Source organism: Serratia sp. SM04 (assembly GCF_040280225.1).
GTDB lineage: Bacteria > Pseudomonadota > Gammaproteobacteria > Enterobacterales > Enterobacteriaceae > Serratia > Serratia sarumanii.
Genome location: NZ_JBEOQT010000001.1, coordinates 59,485 through 76,253 on the forward strand (window position 1 = coordinate 59,485; position 16,769 = coordinate 76,253).

Here is a 16,769-nt window from a genome sequence, read left to right on the forward strand (position 1 = left end):
GAGAGCGGTATAACGCGCTTCACCCGCGTGATGAGCAGGAGCCATTGTACGATGACGGAAAGAGAGAAGCTGTTAAGCGGCCAGGTGTACAACAGCCGCGATGAAGAATTGATTGCTATGTACCATCGGGCCAGAGCGTTGACCAAAAGCCTGGGCGAGCTGGGTTCGCATCAGGCGGACGAGAAAAACCGTCTGCTCGGCGAACTGTTCGGCGCCTGGGGCGAGGCGAGCTGGATCGAAACGCCGTTCTGGTGCGACTACGGGCAACATGTCCGCATCGGCAAGAACTGTTTTATCAACGTCAATGCGGTGTTCCTCGACTGCAATACCATCACCATCGGCGACAACACGCTGATCGGCCCCAACGTGCAAATCTACACGCCGAGTCATCCGCTGAAGGCCGGTGAACGCTTTACCGGTGACCCGGCTTTCCCTTTCCGCACCTCGGCGCAGCCGGTGTCCATCGGCAGCAATGTGTGGATCGGCGGTAACGTGGTGATCTTGCCGGGCGTGACCATCGGCGACGGCACCACTATCGGCGCGGGCAGCATCGTGACCGGCGACATCCCGGCCAACGTGCTGGCGCTGGGGCAGCCGTGCCGGGTTATCCGCGCGTTGGAATAGGGCGCAGATAAGGCGGTTTTCCCAACGGCGCCGATTGTCGTTATAATAGCCGTTTGCGGCCGCGCGCCGTTCGTTGAACCCAGACAGACTCAGGTAGCCAGTAACTCAGCATGACGAAAGACAACCACGCCCCAACCTACGCCGCCAATCGTTTCTCCATCGCGCCGATGCTCGACTGGACCGATCGTCATTGCCGTTACTTCCACCGCCTGCTGACCAAGGAAACGCTGCTGTACACCGAAATGGTGACCACCGGCGCGATCATCCACGGTAAAGGCGACTACCTGGCCTACAGCGAAGAAGAGCATCCGGTGGCGCTGCAGCTGGGCGGCAGCGATCCGGCCGCGCTGGCGCACTGCGCCAAACTGGCGGAGCAGCGCGGTTACGACGAGATTAACCTCAACGTCGGCTGCCCGTCCGATCGCGTGCAAAACGGCATGTTCGGCGCCTGTTTGATGGGGCAGGCGACGCTGGTCGCCGACTGCATCAAGGCGATGCGCGACGTGGTGTCGATCCCGGTGACGGTGAAGACCCGCATCGGCATCGACGATCAGGACAGCTACGCCTTCCTGTGCGACTTTATCGAGACCGTCGCCGGGCGCGGTGAGTGCGACATGTTCACCATTCACGCGCGCAAGGCCTGGCTCTCCGGCCTCAGCCCGAAAGAGAACCGCGAAGTGCCGCCGCTGGACTACCCGCGCGTTTATCAGCTGAAGCGGGATTTCCCGGCGCTGACCATCGCCATCAACGGCGGGGTGAAAACGCTGGAGGAGGCGCGGCAGCACCTGCAGCATCTGGACGGCGTGATGATGGGGCGCGAGGCGTACCAGAATCCGGGCATCCTGGCGCGGGTCGACAGCGAACTGTTCGGCGCGCAGACCGCAGTGCCGGACAGCGTGGCGATCGTCGAAGCGCTGTATCCGTATATCGAGCGCGAGCTGTCTAACGGCACCTATCTCGGCCACATCACCCGCCACATCCTCGGTTTGTTCCAGGGCGTGCCGGGCGCGCGCCAGTGGCGTCGCCACCTGAGCGAGAACGCCCACAAGCCGGGCGCCGATGCGCGGGTGGTGGAGCAGGCGCTGGCGCTGGTGCGTCAGCCGCGTGTCGAAATGGCGTAACCCACAAAAATTTTGACCAACAGTTAGTCTTTTTCGCCAGGCATTCGGCGCGTTGCCGGATGCCTGTCCCATCTTTTCAATTGGTTAGCCCTTCCGCCATTCTGGCACGCTTCTTGTAATCCATTCAGCAGATACGTTGAGTTGCAAAGGAGCAATCATGTTGGAAATCTTCTTTCTCATTGGCTTTGTGGTGATGCTGATGGTGACCGGCATCTCGCTGCTGGGGATCTTCGCTGCGCTGTTGGCGGCGGCGGCGTTCATGCTGGTGGGCGGGTTGTTCGCGGTGGTCATCAAGCTGCTGCCGTGGCTGATTTTGGCGGTGGTCGGGGTATGGATTTACCGCACGATGCAGAAACCGCAGGCCAGGCGTTACTGATTTTTTGCTGAATAATCAGACAGTCACACTGAAACTTGCACAATTTTTCGCACCGCGAATGCGGCAACGATCACAGCTTGGCAGTTTTCCCCGGCGATGTGGCACATAAAGCGTGTTTTTTGCCGAACGGGGCTGTTAGGATGTGGGGCGATGCAGTGATGCGACCGATTTCATCACCGTGAGAGACAACCAAAATTCGTGTTGCTAAAGCAACCCCCTGTCTCTGGCGGACTCTGCTCTACCCCTACAAAACGCAGTAACAGAAAGGGCTCCGCAAGGAGCCCTTTTCTTTTGCCGCTATCAGGGGATCAGCAGGCTGGAGCCGCTGGTGCTGCGGCTTTCCAGCACCTGGTGCGCCCGCTGGGCGTCGGCCAGCGCAAATTTCTGCTCGTCTCTCACCTCCACCCGAATGGCGCCGCTGCCGATCAGCGAGAACAGCTCGTTGCTGGCGTACTGCAGTTCGGCGCGGTTGGTGACGTAGCCGTTGAGGGAAGGGCGGGTGACGTACAGCGATCCTTTCTGGTTGAGCAGCGCCAGATCGACGCCGGTCACCGGGCCGGAGGCATTGCCGAAGCTGACCATCAGGCCGCGGCGTTTCAGGCTGTTGAGCGAGGCCTGCCAGGTGCTTTGCCCCACCGAATCGTACACTACGCCAACTTTCTCGCCGTGCGTCAGCTCGGCCACCCGCTGGGCGATATCCTCTTTGTGGTAGTTGATGGTGGCCCAGGCGCCGGCCTGTTTCGCCAGGGCGGCCTTCTCGTCGGAGCCGACGCTGCCGATCAGGCGCGCACCCAGCGCTTTGGCCCATTGGCAGGCGATAAGGCCAACCCCGCCGGCGGCGGCATGGAACAGGAACACTTCACCCGGCTGCACTTCGTGAGTCTGGCGCAGCAGGTAGTGCACCGTCAGCCCTTTGAGGAAAGAGGCGGCGCCCTGCTCAAAGCTGAGGTTGTGCGGCAGCAGCGCCACTTTTTCTTCCGGCACGTTGTGGATCTCGCTGTAGGCGCCGAGCGACGACTGCGCATACACCACCCGGTCGCCCGGTTTGATCGCGCTGACCCCGGCGCCGACCTTGACTACCACGCCGGCCGCCTCGGTGCCGAGGCCGCTCGGCAGGCTGGCCGGCGCGTACAGCCCGCTGCGCACATAGGTGTCGATGTAGTTGATGCCGATCGCCTTGTTCTCGATCTGCACTTCCCCGGCAGCCGGATCGAGTGGTGTAAAATCAACGTATTGCAAGACTTCCGGCCCGCCGGTGGCGGAGAATTGAATGCGCTTGGCCATATCGTTACCTCGTTGGAGTGTCTGATTTCACCCTATTCTTTTTAGTCTCGGAGATCCAGTTTGCCCGTGCGGGGTTCAATACCTTTTTTGCATCGGTTATGGCGCAAAAATCACGTATACTCTCGCGTCAGGATCCTTCATTCGCAACCGGATAAAGACTACGTTTCATGGCAGGAAAAAAACCAACCAACAAAACAAACGCGGACGAAACCAGAGAGCGTTCCAGAGATCGTCAGATGGAAGGGCTGAAGATGCCGCCGCACTCGCTGGAGGCCGAGCAGTCGGTGTTGGGCGGTTTGATGCTGGATAACGAGCGCTGGGACAACGTGGCGGAGCGCGTGGTCGCCAACGATTTCTTCAGCCGCCCGCACCGCCTGATCTTTACCGAGATGCAGCGTCTGCTGGAGATGAGCAAGCCTATCGACCTCATCACCCTGTCCGAATCGCTCGAACAAAAGGGCGAACTGGACTCGGTCGGCGGCTTCGCCTACCTGGCCGAGCTGTCGAAAAACACCCCGAGCGCCGCCAACATCGGCGCCTACGCCGACATCGTGCGCGAGCGCGCGGTGGTGCGCGAGATGATCTCGGTGGCTAACGAGATCGCCGACGCCGGCTACGATCCGCAGGGGCGCAGCAGCGAAGACCTGCTCGATCTGGCGGAATCCCGCGTCTTCCAAATCGCCGAGAACCGCGCCAGCAAAGACGAAGGTCCGAAGGGCATCGAGCGTATTCTGGAAGACACCGTGTCGCGCATTGAGCAGCTGTATCAGCAGCCGCACGATGGCGTGACCGGGGTCGATACCGGCTATCAAGACCTCAACAAGAAAACCGCGGGCATGCAAAAGTCCGATCTGATCATCGTCGCCGCCCGTCCTTCGATGGGGAAAACCACCTTCGCCATGAACCTGTGCGAAAACGCCGCGATGACCCAGGAAAAACCGGTGCTGATCTTCAGCCTGGAGATGCCCGGTGAGCAGATCATGATGCGTATGCTGGCGTCGCTGTCGCGCGTGGATCAGACGCGCATCCGTACCGGCCAGCTCGACGACGAGGACTGGGCGCGCATTTCCAGCACCATGGGTATCCTGCTGGAGAAGCGCAACATGTACATCGACGACTCCTCCGGCCTGACGCCGACCGAAGTGCGCTCGCGCGCGCGGCGCATTTTCCGCGAGCACGACGGGCTTAGCCTCATCATGATCGACTACCTGCAGCTGATGCGCGTGCCGGCCCTGTCCGACAACCGTACGCTGGAGATCGCCGAGATTTCGCGCTCGCTGAAGGCACTGGCGAAAGAGCTGCAGGTGCCGGTGGTGGCGCTGTCGCAGCTGAACCGAAGCCTGGAGCAGCGCGCCGATAAGCGCCCGGTCAACTCCGACCTGCGTGAGTCCGGCTCTATCGAGCAGGATGCCGACCTGATTATGTTCATCTATCGTGATGAGGTGTATCACGAGAACAGCGATCTGAAAGGGATCGCGGAAATTATTATCGGTAAGCAGCGTAACGGCCCGATCGGCACCGTGCGCCTTACCTTTAACGGCCAGTGGTCGCGTTTCGATAACTACGCGGGGCCACAATACGATGACGAATAATCAGCTAAGGAACTGAAATGAAAGCGGCAACCGCTGTAATCGACCGCCGCGCTCTGCGACATAATCTGCAACAGGTGCGCCGCCAGGCGCCGCAAAGCCGCCTGATTGCCGTTGTGAAAGCAAACGCTTATGGACATGGCCTGCTGGAAACAGCACATACCCTGCAAGACGCCGACTGCTACGGCGTGGCGCGCATCGGCGAAGCGCTGATGCTGCGCTCCGGCGGCATCGTCAAACCGATCCTGCTGCTGGAAGGTTTCTTCTGTGCCGAAGATCTGCCGGTGCTGGTGGCGAACAACATCGAAACCGCGGTACACAGCATCGAACAGCTCGAAGCCCTGGAGCAGGCCGAGCTGGCGCGCCCGGTGCCGGTGTGGATGAAGCTCGATACCGGCATGCATCGGCTGGGGGTGCGCCCCGAACAGGCGGAAGCGTTTTATCAGCGCCTGTGCGCCTGCCGCAACGTGGCGCAGCCGGTCAATATCATGAGCCACTTCAGCCGCGCCGATGAGCCGGAATCCGACGCCACCCTGAAACAGATCGCCTGCTTCGAGCAGTTCGCGCGCGGCAAACCGGGCCAACGCTCGGTCGCCGCGTCCGGCGGCACGTTGCTGTGGCCGGATGCCCACAACGAGTGGGTGCGTCCCGGCATTATTCTGTACGGCGTGTCGCCGCTGGATAACGGCAGCGGCGCCGAGCATGGGCTGCAGCCGGCGATGACGCTGAAGTCCAGCCTGATCGCGGTACGCGAGCACAAGGCCGGCGAAGCGGTCGGCTATGGCGGCACCTGGGTAAGCCCGCGCGATACCCGGCTGGGCGTGGTGGCGATGGGATACGGCGACGGCTACCCGCGCAGCGCGCCGACCGGTACGCCGATCCTGATCAACGGCCGCGAAGTGCCGATCGTCGGCCGGGTGTCGATGGACATGATTTCGGTCGATCTCGGGCCGGACGCCGCCGATAAGGTGGGGGATGAAGCGGTGCTGTGGGGCCAGACGCTGCCGGTCGAGCGCATCGCCGCCTGCACCGGCATCAGCGCTTACGAACTTATCACCAAGCTCACGCAGCGCGTGGCGATGGAATACATCGGCGACTGATGCGCAGCAGGGGCCGACGCGCGTCGGCCCCGTTTCTCAGCGGGTTACTTCTTTACCGCCAACCACTTATCGATAATCTTCTGATACTCGCCGGTCGCCTTGGCCAGGTGCAGCCACTGATCCACATACAGTTTCCAGCTCAAATCGTCGCGCGGCAGCATGTAAGCCTTCTCGCCGTACTGCATCGGTTTGCTCGGATTCACCGCGCACAGCTTCGGATAGCGCTTCTGCTGGTACAGCGCCTCGGAGGCGTCGGTGATCATCACGTCCGCCTTGCGGTCTACCAACAGCTGGAAAATGCTCATGTTGTCGTGCGTCAGCGTCAGCTTGGCCTTCGGCAGATAGGCGTGCACGAAGGCTTCGTTGGTGCCGCCCGCCGGCTCCAGCAGGCGCACCGACGGTTTGTTGATCTGCTCGAGAGTGCGGTATTTCTTCACGTCGGTGCAGCGCACCAGCGGGATTTTGCCGTCGGTATCCAGCTTGTCGGCGAAGAACACCTGCTTTTGCCGCTCCAGCGTGACGGAGATGCCGCCCATCGCGATATCGCACTTGCCGGAGGTGAAGTCCGGCGTCAGGGTTTTCCAGCTGGTTTTCACCCACTTCACTTTGGCGCCCAGGCTCTTGGCCAGCGACTCCGCCATATCGATGTCGATGCCTTCATAGCCGCCGTCTTCCTTGAGGAAGGTATAGGGCTTGTAGTCGCCGGTGGTGCAGACCTCCAGGGTCTTTTGCTGCAGCACCTTGTCCAGGTGGGATTGCGCGCCGGCGCCGCCGGCGGCGAGCAGCAGCGCGAGAGGGAGTAGCTTTTTCATCTGGCGTCCTTTTTATACATTCGTGGTTTTATGCGTTACTTCGCCGTTAATTGTCGTTTACCTGCATGAGTTAGCCGTTTTTTATGCCGCTTACCGGCGAAAACGCCGGGCGTTGCTGCTGTACGCGATTTAAGCGCTAGGGTGTGACGTCGGCAACGGTAAAAAAACTGGTAGGCTGTAACGTCAACATTTATTAACACAGTTTACAGGTGGCTATGTACAACATTGACGATTTTGATATGAAAATCCTGACGCTGTTACAGGCCAACGGCCGTCTGACCAATCAGGAACTGAGCGAGCTGGTCGGGCTCTCCGCCTCCCAATGTTCGCGGCGGCGCATCAGCCTGGAGCAGGCGCAGCTGATCCGCGGCTACCACGCGCGGCTGGCGCCGGAGGCGGTCGGCCTGGGGCTGGTAGGGCTGATCGAAGTTAGCCTGATCACGCACGCGCAGGAGCAGATCGATAGCTTTCATCAGATGCTGGAGGAGGTGGACGCGATCCTCGACGCTTACAAGACCACCGGCGACGCCGATTACCTGCTGAAAGTGGCGGTGGCGGACCTGCCGGCGCTGAGCGAGTTCATCAGCCAGACGCTGTCGCCGCACAAAAGCGTGGCGCATATCAAAACGGCGGTGGTGCTCAATCGCATCAAGGAAAACGGTTTGTTGCCGGTGGCGAGATAAAGCTAAAACCGAATGCGGTTTTCCGTCTATATTAGGAACGTAACGCTGTGCCCAAACCACAATAAATAAACCAGGAGAAAACCCCCGTGTTCCAGAACGTTGACGCCTATGCCGGCGATCCCATTCTGTCGCTGATGGAAAAATTCAAACAAGACCCGCGCGCGCACAAGGTGAACCTGAGTATCGGCCTGTACTACGATGCGCAGGGCATCATCCCGCAGATGCGGGCGGTCGCCGCGGCGCAAGCGCAGTTGAACAGCGTCGAGCACGGCGCCTCGGTATACCTGCCGATGGAAGGGCTGCAACCCTACCGTTCCGCCATCCAGCAGCTGCTGTTCGGCGCGCAGCACCCGATGCTGCAGCAGGGGCGCATCGCCACCATTCAGACCGTCGGCGGTTCCGGCGCGCTGAAAGTGGGCGCCGACTTCCTGAAAAGCTACTTCCCGGATTCGCAGGTGTGGGTCAGCGATCCGACTTGGGAAAACCATGTCGCCATCTTCAGCGGCGCCGGTTTCAAGGTGAATACCTACCCGTATTTCGACAGCGAAAGCCTGGGCGTGAAGTTTGACGCCATGCTCGCTGCGCTGAAACAGCTGCCGAAGCACAGCATCGCGCTGCTGCACCCGTGCTGCCACAACCCGACCGGTTCCGACCTGACCCCTGCCCAGTGGGATGAGGTGGTCAAGGTGATCGCCGAGCGTGAAATCATTCCGTTCCTCGACATTGCCTATCAGGGCTTCGGCGGCGGCATGGAGCAGGATGCCTACGCCATTCGCGCCATCGCGGCGGCCGGCCTGCCGTGCCTGGTGAGCAACTCGTTCTCGAAGATCTTCTCGCTGTACGGCGAGCGCGTCGGCGGCCTGTCGGTGGTGTGCGAAAGCGAAGAGGCGGCCGGGCGCGTGCTGGGCCAGCTGAAGGCCACCGTGCGCCGCAACTACTCGAGCCCGCCGAACTTCGGCGCGCAGCTGGTGGCCAAGGTGCTGAACGACGCCCAGCTGAAAACCCAGTGGCTGGACGAAGTGGAGAGCATGCGCACCCGCATTCTCGAGATGCGTCACGCGCTGGTGGACACCCTGAAGAGCGCGCTGCCGCAGCGCAACTTCGATTACCTGCTGGCGCAGCGCGGCATGTTCAGCTACACCGGCTTCAGCGCGGCGCAGGTCGATCGCCTGCGTGAAGAGTTCGGCGTCTACCTGATCCACAGCGGCCGCATGTGCGTGGCCGGCCTGAACCACAACAACGTGCGTCAGGTGGCCGAGGCGTTTGCCGCGGTGCAGTAACGCCTGTTAGTCTGAACGGACGTTCATCGGGGAGCGATAGCGATATCGCTCCTTTTTTATTGCCGGCGCGCCGCCGAAGTTGCCGCAAACCGGAGAGAGAATATACTGATTGAGGGGCGCTCACTCATGTGGCATCAGCAAACGCTAATCCTCAGCGCAAAAGCGCGTGGCTTTCATCTGGTTACCGACGAAATCGTCAACCAGTTAACCCACTTACACCGCCTGCAAACCGGCCTGCTGCATCTGTTGCTGCAGCATACCTCGGCCTCGCTGACGCTCAACGAGAACTGCGATCCCACGGTGCGAGCCGATATGGAGCAGCATTTCCTGCGTCAGGTGCCGGAAAACGCACCCTATCAGCATGACTACGAAGGGCCGGACGACATGCCGGCGCACATCAAATCCTCGCTGCTGGGCGCTTCCCTGACGCTGCCCGTCAGGCACGGGCGGCTGATGTTGGGCACATGGCAGGGCATCTGGCTGGGGGAGCACCGCATCCACGGCGGAGCACGCCGTATTGTGGCCACGTTACAGGGGGAATAACCCAATGAATAACAGTGCATTGCTGGAGTACTGCATGGCGAAGCCGGGCGCGGAACAAAGCGACCAGAACCAGTGGCAGGCCAGCCAGATCAAGGTGGGCGACGTGATGTTCGCCATGGTGTGCGAGGTCGAAGGGCGGCCGGCGCTGGCGGTCAAGTCCAGCCCGGAGCTGGCGGAAAGCCTGCGTGAACACCATCCGGAGATCGTCGCCTGCGATGGCCTGAACAAGGCGCACTGGAACACGGTGTTTCTTGACGGCAACCTGCCGAACTCGCAGTTTTACACGCTGATCGACAGCTCCTATCAGCTGGTGGTGGAAGGCCTACCCGAACACGTGCGCCAGGAACTGCGCGCCTGATTGCCGGGCGGCGGCGCCGCCCGTTTTCTCCTGCTTTTTCATGTTAAAGCGTGATCGTGGTTTTAAGTTGGGAACGTTCCCTTTCTGTTGCCGGGCTAAAGCGGCTACGCTTGGGCATTCAAGAAACGCGGGTAAAATAAGGAGGCCGACATGGCCATCAGCGAAGAAAAGCGCAAGATGATCGCCGGGGAACTGTACGACGCCGGCGATGACCTGCTGCGCAGCGAGCGTCGGCGCGCGCGCCAGCTGACGCATCGCTATAACCACTCCTCGCCGGAAGAGGGCGTGCTGCGCAAACAGTGGCTGGGCGAGCTGCTGGGCGGCTATCAGGGCGGCACCATCGAGCCGACCTTCCGCTGCGACTACGGCTACAACATCTATTTGGGCAAGAACTTCTACGCCAATTTCGACTGCGTGATCCTCGACGTGTGCGAGGTGCATATCGGCGACAACTGCCTGCTGGCGCCGGGCGTGCATATCTACACCGCGACCCATCCGCTGGACGCCGAGACCCGCGTCGGCGGCGCGGAGTTCGGCAAACCGGTCAAGATTGGCGACAACGTGTGGATCGGCGGGCGCGCGGTGATCAATCCGGGGGTGACCATCGGCGACAATGCGGTCGTTGCCTCCGGCGCGGTGGTAACCAAAGACGTGCCGGCCAATTGCGTGGTGGGCGGCAACCCGGCCAGGATCATCAAGCAGCTATAAGAAACGGGCGCCGTTGGGCGCCCGCCGTCATCAGACCCGCAGCGAGTCGATATCCACCACGAAGCGGTACTTCACGTCGCTTTTCAGCATGCGCTCATAGGCTTCATTAATCTGCTGCATCGGGATCAGCTCGATATCCGACGTGATGCCGTGTTGGCCGCAGAAGTCCAGCATCTCTTGCGTTTCCGCGATGCCGCCGATCAGCGAACCGGCGATGCGGCGGCGCTTCATGATCAGATTGAACACCTGCGGCGACGGATGATCGTGCTCCGGCGCGCCGACCAGCGTCAGGGTGCCGTCGCGGCGCAGCAGGTTGAGGAACGGATTCAGATCGTGCTGGGCCGCTACCGTGTTGAGGATGAAGTCGAAGCTGTTGACGTGCTGCGCCATCTCCTCCGGGTTGCGCGAAATCACCACTTCATGCGCGCCAAGACGCTTGGCGTCTTCGATTTTCGACGGCGAGGTGGTGAACAGCACCACGTGCGCGCCCATCGCCCGCGCCAGTTTGACGCCCATGTGCCCCAGCCCGCCGAGCCCGACGATGCCGACTTTTTTGCCTGGCCCCGCGCCCCACTGGCGCAGCGGCGAATAGGTGGTGATGCCGGCGCACAGCAGCGGCGCGACCCCGGCCGGATCGAGATTTTCCGGCACGCGCAGCACGAAGTCCTGATCCACCACCAGATCGGTGGAGTAGCCGCCGTAGGTCACGGCGCCGGTCTGGCGGTCCTGACCGTTATAGGTGCCGGTGAAGCCGTTCTCGCAATACTGCTCCAGCCCCTCATCGCAGCTCGGGCAGCTGCGGCAGGAATCTACCATGCACCCGACGCCGACCAGATCGCCGACCCGGTAACGCGAGACATGGCCACCGACGGCGCTAACGCGGCCGACGATTTCGTGGCCCGGTACCACCGGGTAAATGGTATTGCTCCATTCATTGCGCGCCTGGTGCAGATCCGAATGGCACACGCCGCAGAACAACACCTGAATTTGCACATCGTGCTCGCGCAGGGCGCGCGGTGGGTAATCGAAAGGCACCAGCGCAGACTTCGCGTCATGCGCGGCATAGGCATGGGTAATGTTCATGGTCGCTCCAGTTATCAATGTATGGGGGACAACGCTTGGCCGGCAGCGAGTGCCGGTGAGACGCGGCCTGAGTCAGACAGGGCGGCCGCCGAGGGAACATTGATGATAAAAGCGGTGAGCGCGGAGGGAAATGCCTGAAAATGTCGAAATCTTGCCTGTTTCTGTTTGATTGCAGCGAAACGGGCCGGCGTGCGGGCCGCCTGAGCGACGGCCCGCACGCCGGCGGCACTACGGCTTCAACAGCGGTTTCAGGAAGCGTGCGGTGTGCGATTTTTCACACTCGGCCACGGTTTCCGGCGTGCCGGCCACCAGGATCTCGCCGCCGCCGCTGCCGCCTTCCGGCCCCAGATCGACGATCCAGTCGGCGGTCTTGATCACGTCCAGGTTATGCTCGATGACCACGATGGTGTTGCCCTGATCGCGCAACTGATGCAGCACCGCCAACAGCTGCTGGATATCGGCGAAGTGCAGGCCGGTGGTCGGTTCGTCGAGGATATACAGCGTCTGGCCGGTGCCGCGCTTCGACAGCTCGCGCGCCAGCTTGACGCGCTGCGCCTCACCGCCGGAGAGCGTGGTGGCCGACTGGCCGAGGCGGATGTAGGACAGCCCGACATCCATCAGGGTCTGCAGCTTGCGCGCCAGCGCCGGCACCGCGTCGAAGAACTCGCGCGCTTCTTCGATGGTCATCTCCAGCACTTCGTGGATGCTCTTGCCCTTGTACTTCACTTCCAGCGTTTCGCGGTTATAGCGCTTGCCCTTGCATTGGTCGCACGGCACGTAGATGTCCGGCAGGAAGTGCATCTCGACCTTGATCACCCCGTCGCCCTGGCAGGCTTCACAGCGCCCGCCCTTGACGTTGAAGCTGAAACGGCCCGGCGTATAACCGCGGCTGCGCGATTCCGGCACGCCGGCGAACAGCTCGCGCACCGGGGTGAAGATGCCGGTATAGGTGGCCGGGTTGGAGCGCGGCGTGCGGCCGATCGGGCTCTGATCGATGTCGATCACCTTGTCGAAATGTTCCAGGCCGGTCACTTCGCGGAACGGCGCCGGTTCGGCGATGGTGGCGCCGTTGAGCTGGCGCTGGGCGATCGGGAACAGCGTATCGTTGATCAGCGTCGATTTGCCGGAGCCGGAAACGCCGGTGATGCAGGTAAACAGACCGACCGGCAGCGTCAGCGTCACGTCCTTCAGGTTGTTGCCGCGCGCGCCGCTCAGCTTCAGCACCTTGGTCGGATCGGCCGGCACGCGCTGCGCCGGAATGGCGATCTCGCGCTTGCCGCTGAGGAACTGGCCGGTCAGCGAGTCCGGCTGCGCCATGATGTCGTCGACGGTGCCTTCCGCCACCACCTGGCCGCCGTGCACGCCGGCGCCGGGGCCGATGTCGATCACGTGATCGGCGGCGCGGATGGCGTCTTCGTCATGCTCCACCACGATCACCGTATTGCCGAGGTTGCGCAGGTGGATCAGCGTTTCCAGCAGGCGCTCGTTGTCGCGTTGGTGCAGGCCGATCGACGGCTCGTCCAGCACGTACATCACGCCCACCAGGCCGGCGCCGATCTGGCTGGCCAAACGAATACGCTGCGCTTCGCCGCCGGAGAGCGTCTCCGCCGAGCGGGACAGCGACAGGTAGTTCAGGCCGACGTTCACCAGGAATTTCAGGCGATCGCCGATCTCTTTCAGCACTTTTTCGGCGATCTTGGCGCGTTGGCCGCTGAGCTTCATGTTCTGGAAGAAGGTCATCGCATGGCCGATGCTCAGATCGGAAATCTCCGGCAGCGTGGTATCTTCGACGAACACGTTGCGCGCTTCTTCGCGCAGGCGGGTGCCGTGGCACGAGGCGCAAGGGCGGTTGCTGATGAACTTCGCCAATTCTTCGCGCACCGCGCTGGATTCGGTCTCTTTATAGCGGCGCTCCATGTTGTGCAGCACGCCTTCGAACGGATGACGGCGCACGGTGGTATCACCGCGATCGTTGATGTATTTGAATTCGATCGACTCTTTGCCGGAGCCGCTCAGCACCGCCTTCTGCACGTCGGCGCTCAGGGTGTTGAACGGCGCTTCGACGTCGAACTCATAGTGCTCCGCCAGCGAACGCAGCATCTGGAAGTAATAGAAGTTGCGGCGATCCCAGCCGCGGATCGCGCCGCCGGCCAGCGACAGCTCGGGGTTTTGCACCACGCGATCCGGATCGAAGAACTGCTGCACGCCCAGGCCGTCGCAGGTCGGGCAGGCACCAGCCGGGTTGTTGAAGGAAAACAGGCGCGGTTCCAGCTCGCGCATGCTGTAGCCGCAGATCGGGCAGGCGAAGTTGGCGGAGAACAGCAGCTCGTCCGCTTTCTCGTCGTCCATATCCGCCACCACCGCGGTGCCGCCGGACAGCTCCAGCGCGGTTTCGAACGATTCGGCCAAGCGCTGCGCCATGTCCTCGCGCACCTTGAACCGGTCGACCACCACTTCGATGGTGTGTTTCTTCTGCAGCTCCAGCTTCGGCGGATCGGACAGATCGCACACTTCACCGTCGATGCGCGCGCGGATATAGCCCTGGGCGGCCAGGTTTTCCAGCGTTTTGGTGTGTTCGCCCTTGCGGTCTTTCACCACCGGCGCCAGCAGCATCAGGCGCTTGCCTTCCGGCTGGCTCAGCACGTTATCGACCATCTGGCTGACGGTTTGCGCCGCCAGCGGCACATGGTGATCCGGGCAGCGCGGCTCGCCGACGCGGGCGAACAGCAGGCGCAGGTAGTCGTGGATTTCGGTGATGGTGCCGACCGTGGATCGCGGGTTGTGCGAGGTGGATTTCTGCTCGATGGAGATCGCCGGCGACAGGCCCTCGATATGATCGACGTCCGGTTTTTCCATCAGCGACAGGAACTGGCGCGCATAGGCGGAGAGCGATTCGACGTAGCGGCGTTGCCCTTCGGCATACAGCGTATCGAAAGCCAGCGATGACTTGCCGGAACCGGACAGGCCGGTGACGACGATCAGTTTGTCACGCGGGATAATCAGGTTGATGTTTTTCAGATTATGGGTTCGAGCACCACGAACTTCGATATTGTCCATTTACACTTCCCGTCTTGATGATACACCGCGCCTGTCGCGATTTTTGCGGGGGATTTTGTGATGGATCTCGCAAAAAACCGGCACAGCCAGGTCGAAACGCATAATTATGACACAAAAAAACCTGAATGAATATCCAGTATGCGAATGCAAACAAGGTCGATCGAAAAGACAATTCTGGAATGCAATTCGCACTTATCAACACGGGTGTGGTTTCGCACTCAGCGTGGTAAACTGACGCGTTTATACTGTGTAGAAATCAATCATCGGGAGAAGTGCTCATGGCCAGCAGAGGCGTAAACAAAGTAATTCTGGTCGGGAATCTGGGTCAGGATCCAGAAGTCCGTTACATGCCGAACGGCGGCGCAGTGGCCAACATTACCCTGGCGACCTCCGAAAGCTGGCGTGACAAGGCGACCGGCGAACAGAAAGAGAAGACCGAGTGGCACCGCGTCGTGCTGTTCGGCAAACTGGCCGAAGTGGCGGGCGAATACCTGCGTAAAGGCTCTCAGGTCTACATCGAAGGCTCCCTGCAGACCCGTAAATGGCAGGATCAGAGCGGCCAGGATCGCTACACCACCGAGATCGTGGTTAACGTCGGCGGCACCATGCAGATGCTGGGCGGCCGTCAGGGCGGCGGCGCACCGGCCGGTCAATCTGCCGGCGGCCAGGGCGGTTGGGGCCAGCCTCAGCAGCCACAGGGCGGCAACCAGTTCAGCGGCGGCCAGCAGCAGTCGCGCCCGGCGCAGAACAGCGCTCCGGCGGCCAGCAGCAACGAACCGCCAATGGATTTCGACGACGATATCCCGTTCTGATATCCGGCCGTTTGCAGCCAAAAAAAAGCCCCTTCACGGGGCTTTTTGCATTTCAGGGATGGTTACGCCGAGAAGCCGCCGTCGATGCTCAGGCTGGCGCCGGTGATATAACCCGCCTGCGGGCCGGCGAGGTAGGCGACGAAGCCGGCGATCTCTTCATCTTTGCCGTAGCGGCCGATCGCCATCAGCTGCTTGAGCTGCTCGGCGAACTCACCGGCGTCCGGGTTCATCTCGGTGTCTACCGGGCCGGGCTGCACGTTATTGACGGTGATGCCGTGCGGGCCGAGATCGCGCGCCATGCCTTTGGTCAGGCCGACCAGCGCCGATTTGCTCATCGCATACACAGCCGCGCCGCCGAACGGCACGCGCTCGGCGTTGGTGCTGCCGATGTGAATGATGCGGCCGCCGTCGTTCATGTGGCGCGCCGCTTCCTGACTGGCGACGAACACGCTGCGCACGTTGACCGCCAGCATGCGATCCAGATCGTCCAGCGCCAGCTCCTCGGTGCTGCCCAGCGTAAACACCCCGGCATTGTTCACCAGAATATCCAAGTTGCCGAACTGGCTGACCGCCTGGCGCACCGCCTGCTGCAGCGCCGCCGCATCGGCGCTGTCGGCCTTGATGGCGAGGGCTTTGCCGCCGGCGGCGGTAACGGCGCTTGCCACCGCTTCGGCGCGATCGGCCGAGGCGGCGTAGGTAAAGGCGACCGCGGCCCCTTCGCTCGCCAACCGTTTCACGATGGCGGCGCCGATGCCGCGTGAGCCGCCCTGGACGAACGCGACTTTGCCATGCAGAGGGTGTGCTGTGGTCATGTTATTTCTCCAAAGTGGGTGAGGGTAAGGCGTTATTCCCAGTATCGGTGAAATGTCTGGCGGCCACTGTTCACAAAGAGCTTTGCCTGCCCACAACGAGAAAAGCCCCTTGCGGGGCTTCTTTCTTCCGTCGGTTGGCTGTTCGACGATCAGTTGAAGATTTCTGCGGTGCCGTACAGTTTGTTCTGGCCGCCGGCGGCGACGATGCGGTATGAGCTGGCGCCCGACGCAGCGGCTTTGCTGGCCAGTTCGCTTTCCAGCGCGCTCAGGTTGCTGGCGCCGCTAACGGAGACTACGCCGATTTTCTGGGCGTCTGCAGCGGGTTGGCTGGACGGCAGGTCAGCGGCGAAGGTAGCGAAAGAAGCGGTAGCCAGCAGCGCAGCGGTAGCAAAAATTTTGACGTTTTTCATGATGTATTCCTCAGCGTATTGATTGGATGAGAGCCCGTTGTCTCTCGATGTGTTAAATAGTAGTGCGGCAGGCTGGAATAAAAAATCGGAGAGTTTTGAGTATCTCTGTCAAATAAA

Annotated in this window: 17 protein-coding genes; 11 read left to right on the forward strand and 6 right to left on the reverse strand. The window is 61.5% G+C overall.

Features of this window, described 5'->3' with window-relative positions:
* Positions 1–51 precede the first annotated feature (51 nt).
* The 3 genes from ABTW55_RS00235 (at position 52) to pspG (ending at position 2,121) form a co-directional block, all read left to right on the forward strand.
* Entirely contained in the window at positions 52–624 is a 573-nt protein-coding gene (locus ABTW55_RS00235) for a sugar O-acetyltransferase (RefSeq protein WP_033654715.1), read from the forward strand.
* Between the two features lie 110 nt (positions 625–734).
* The gene (gene dusA, locus ABTW55_RS00240) at positions 735–1,745 is read left to right on the forward strand and encodes a tRNA dihydrouridine(20/20a) synthase DusA (protein WP_033636201.1); all 1,011 of its coding nucleotides are present in this window, start codon (positions 735–737) and stop codon (positions 1,743–1,745) included.
* Between the two features lie 157 nt (positions 1,746–1,902).
* Positions 1,903–2,121: an envelope stress response protein PspG gene (pspG, locus tag ABTW55_RS00245; protein WP_033654714.1), complete on the forward strand. Its 219-nt coding sequence runs from the start codon at positions 1,903–1,905 to the stop codon at positions 2,119–2,121.
* Between the two features lie 300 nt (positions 2,122–2,421).
* Here the strand turns inward: pspG and ABTW55_RS00250 are convergent, their stop codons facing one another.
* Complete coding sequence (locus ABTW55_RS00250) at positions 2,422–3,405, reverse strand: quinone oxidoreductase (protein WP_033654713.1); 984 nt, start codon at positions 3,403–3,405, stop codon at positions 2,422–2,424.
* Positions 3,406–3,572: 167 nt separating this feature from the next.
* Here ABTW55_RS00250 and dnaB point away from each other — a divergent pair, with 167 nt between their 5' ends.
* Both dnaB and alr read left to right on the forward strand, forming a co-directional pair.
* Positions 3,573–4,997, forward strand: a complete 1,425-nt coding sequence (dnaB, locus tag ABTW55_RS00255; RefSeq protein WP_025160134.1) for a replicative DNA helicase — start codon at positions 3,573–3,575, stop codon at positions 4,995–4,997.
* A gap of 17 nt (positions 4,998–5,014) precedes the next feature.
* Positions 5,015–6,094 (forward strand): alanine racemase, encoded by a 1,080-nt coding sequence (gene alr / locus ABTW55_RS00260; protein ID WP_033654712.1) that lies wholly within the window; start codon positions 5,015–5,017, stop codon positions 6,092–6,094.
* A 44-nt stretch (positions 6,095–6,138) separates the two neighbouring features.
* On the opposite strand, the gene ABTW55_RS00265 is transcribed toward alr, so the two are convergent.
* Positions 6,139–6,906 carry a transporter substrate-binding domain-containing protein gene (locus tag ABTW55_RS00265; RefSeq protein ID WP_033654711.1) on the reverse strand — a complete coding sequence of 256 codons (768 nt, stop codon included), beginning with the start codon at positions 6,904–6,906 and terminating at the stop codon, positions 6,139–6,141.
* A gap of 215 nt (positions 6,907–7,121) precedes the next feature.
* Here ABTW55_RS00265 and ABTW55_RS00270 point away from each other — a divergent pair, with 215 nt between their 5' ends.
* The 5 genes from ABTW55_RS00270 (at position 7,122) to maa (ending at position 10,478) form a co-directional block, all read left to right on the forward strand.
* Complete coding sequence (locus ABTW55_RS00270) at positions 7,122–7,589, forward strand: Lrp/AsnC family transcriptional regulator (protein ID WP_004936775.1); 468 nt, start codon at positions 7,122–7,124, stop codon at positions 7,587–7,589.
* 86 nt (positions 7,590–7,675) lie between these two features.
* Complete coding sequence (locus tag ABTW55_RS00275) at positions 7,676–8,869, forward strand: amino acid aminotransferase (RefSeq protein WP_049195296.1); 1,194 nt, start codon at positions 7,676–7,678, stop codon at positions 8,867–8,869.
* A gap of 126 nt (positions 8,870–8,995) precedes the next feature.
* Positions 8,996–9,412, forward strand: a complete 417-nt coding sequence (locus ABTW55_RS00280; RefSeq protein WP_004936779.1) for a secondary thiamine-phosphate synthase enzyme YjbQ — start codon at positions 8,996–8,998, stop codon at positions 9,410–9,412.
* 4 nt (positions 9,413–9,416) lie between these two features.
* A complete protein-coding gene (locus ABTW55_RS00285) occupies positions 9,417–9,770 on the forward strand; it encodes an MmcQ/YjbR family DNA-binding protein (protein WP_019453210.1) in 354 nt (117 codons plus the stop codon).
* A gap of 150 nt (positions 9,771–9,920) precedes the next feature.
* The gene (gene maa, locus ABTW55_RS00290) at positions 9,921–10,478 is read left to right on the forward strand and encodes a maltose O-acetyltransferase (protein ID WP_060423774.1); all 558 of its coding nucleotides are present in this window, start codon (positions 9,921–9,923) and stop codon (positions 10,476–10,478) included.
* A gap of 30 nt (positions 10,479–10,508) precedes the next feature.
* Here maa and ABTW55_RS00295 read toward each other — a convergent pair whose 3' ends face one another.
* On the reverse strand, positions 10,509–11,561 hold the full coding sequence (locus tag ABTW55_RS00295; protein ID WP_060423771.1) for an NAD(P)-dependent alcohol dehydrogenase: 1,053 nt from the start codon (positions 11,559–11,561) through the stop codon (positions 10,509–10,511).
* A 228-nt stretch (positions 11,562–11,789) separates the two neighbouring features.
* Entirely contained in the window at positions 11,790–14,618 is a 2,829-nt protein-coding gene (gene uvrA / locus ABTW55_RS00300) for an excinuclease ABC subunit UvrA (protein WP_060423768.1), read from the reverse strand.
* Positions 14,619–14,896: 278 nt separating this feature from the next.
* On the opposite strand from uvrA, the gene ssb1 reads away from it, so the two are divergent.
* Positions 14,897–15,430 carry a single-stranded DNA-binding protein SSB1 gene (ssb1, locus tag ABTW55_RS00305; RefSeq protein WP_033654707.1) on the forward strand — a complete coding sequence of 178 codons (534 nt, stop codon included), beginning with the start codon at positions 14,897–14,899 and terminating at the stop codon, positions 15,428–15,430.
* A gap of 62 nt (positions 15,431–15,492) precedes the next feature.
* Here ssb1 and ABTW55_RS00310 read toward each other — a convergent pair whose 3' ends face one another.
* On the reverse strand, positions 15,493–16,242 hold the full coding sequence (locus ABTW55_RS00310; RefSeq protein WP_060423765.1) for a 3-oxoacyl-ACP reductase family protein: 750 nt from the start codon (positions 16,240–16,242) through the stop codon (positions 15,493–15,495).
* A gap of 149 nt (positions 16,243–16,391) precedes the next feature.
* A complete protein-coding gene (locus ABTW55_RS00315) occupies positions 16,392–16,652 on the reverse strand; it encodes a YdgH/BhsA/McbA-like domain containing protein (RefSeq protein ID WP_033636189.1) in 261 nt (86 codons plus the stop codon).
* Positions 16,653–16,769 lie beyond the last annotated feature (117 nt).

Excerpts from the sequence above, each read along its gene's own strand:
- ABTW55_RS00285 (WP_019453210.1), top strand. The coding sequence starts at position 9,417 with ATGAATAACAGTGCATTGCTGGAGTACTGCATGGCGAAGCCGGGCGCG.
- alr (WP_033654712.1), top strand. The coding sequence starts at position 5,015 with ATGAAAGCGGCAACCGCTGTAATCGACCGCCGCGCTCTGCGACATAAT.
- ABTW55_RS00270 (WP_004936775.1), top strand. The coding sequence starts at position 7,122 with ATGTACAACATTGACGATTTTGATATGAAAATCCTGACGCTGTTACAG.
- ABTW55_RS00280 (WP_004936779.1), top strand. The coding sequence starts at position 8,996 with ATGTGGCATCAGCAAACGCTAATCCTCAGCGCAAAAGCGCGTGGCTTT.
- ABTW55_RS00250 (WP_033654713.1), bottom strand. The coding sequence starts at position 3,405 with ATGGCCAAGCGCATTCAATTCTCCGCCACCGGCGGGCCGGAAGTCTTG.
- uvrA (WP_060423768.1), bottom strand. The coding sequence starts at position 14,618 with ATGGACAATATCGAAGTTCGTGGTGCTCGAACCCATAATCTGAAAAAC.
- ABTW55_RS00310 (WP_060423765.1), bottom strand. The coding sequence starts at position 16,242 with ATGACCACAGCACACCCTCTGCATGGCAAAGTCGCGTTCGTCCAGGGC.
- ABTW55_RS00295 (WP_060423771.1), bottom strand. The coding sequence starts at position 11,561 with ATGAACATTACCCATGCCTATGCCGCGCATGACGCGAAGTCTGCGCTG.
- dnaB (WP_025160134.1), top strand. The coding sequence starts at position 3,573 with ATGGCAGGAAAAAAACCAACCAACAAAACAAACGCGGACGAAACCAGA.
- ssb1 (WP_033654707.1), top strand. The coding sequence starts at position 14,897 with ATGGCCAGCAGAGGCGTAAACAAAGTAATTCTGGTCGGGAATCTGGGT.
- pspG (WP_033654714.1), top strand. The coding sequence starts at position 1,903 with ATGTTGGAAATCTTCTTTCTCATTGGCTTTGTGGTGATGCTGATGGTG.
- maa (WP_060423774.1), top strand. The coding sequence starts at position 9,921 with ATGGCCATCAGCGAAGAAAAGCGCAAGATGATCGCCGGGGAACTGTAC.
- ABTW55_RS00265 (WP_033654711.1), bottom strand. The coding sequence starts at position 6,906 with ATGAAAAAGCTACTCCCTCTCGCGCTGCTGCTCGCCGCCGGCGGCGCC.
- ABTW55_RS00235 (WP_033654715.1), top strand. The coding sequence starts at position 52 with ATGACGGAAAGAGAGAAGCTGTTAAGCGGCCAGGTGTACAACAGCCGC.
- ABTW55_RS00315 (WP_033636189.1), bottom strand. The coding sequence starts at position 16,652 with ATGAAAAACGTCAAAATTTTTGCTACCGCTGCGCTGCTGGCTACCGCT.
- dusA (WP_033636201.1), top strand. The coding sequence starts at position 735 with ATGACGAAAGACAACCACGCCCCAACCTACGCCGCCAATCGTTTCTCC.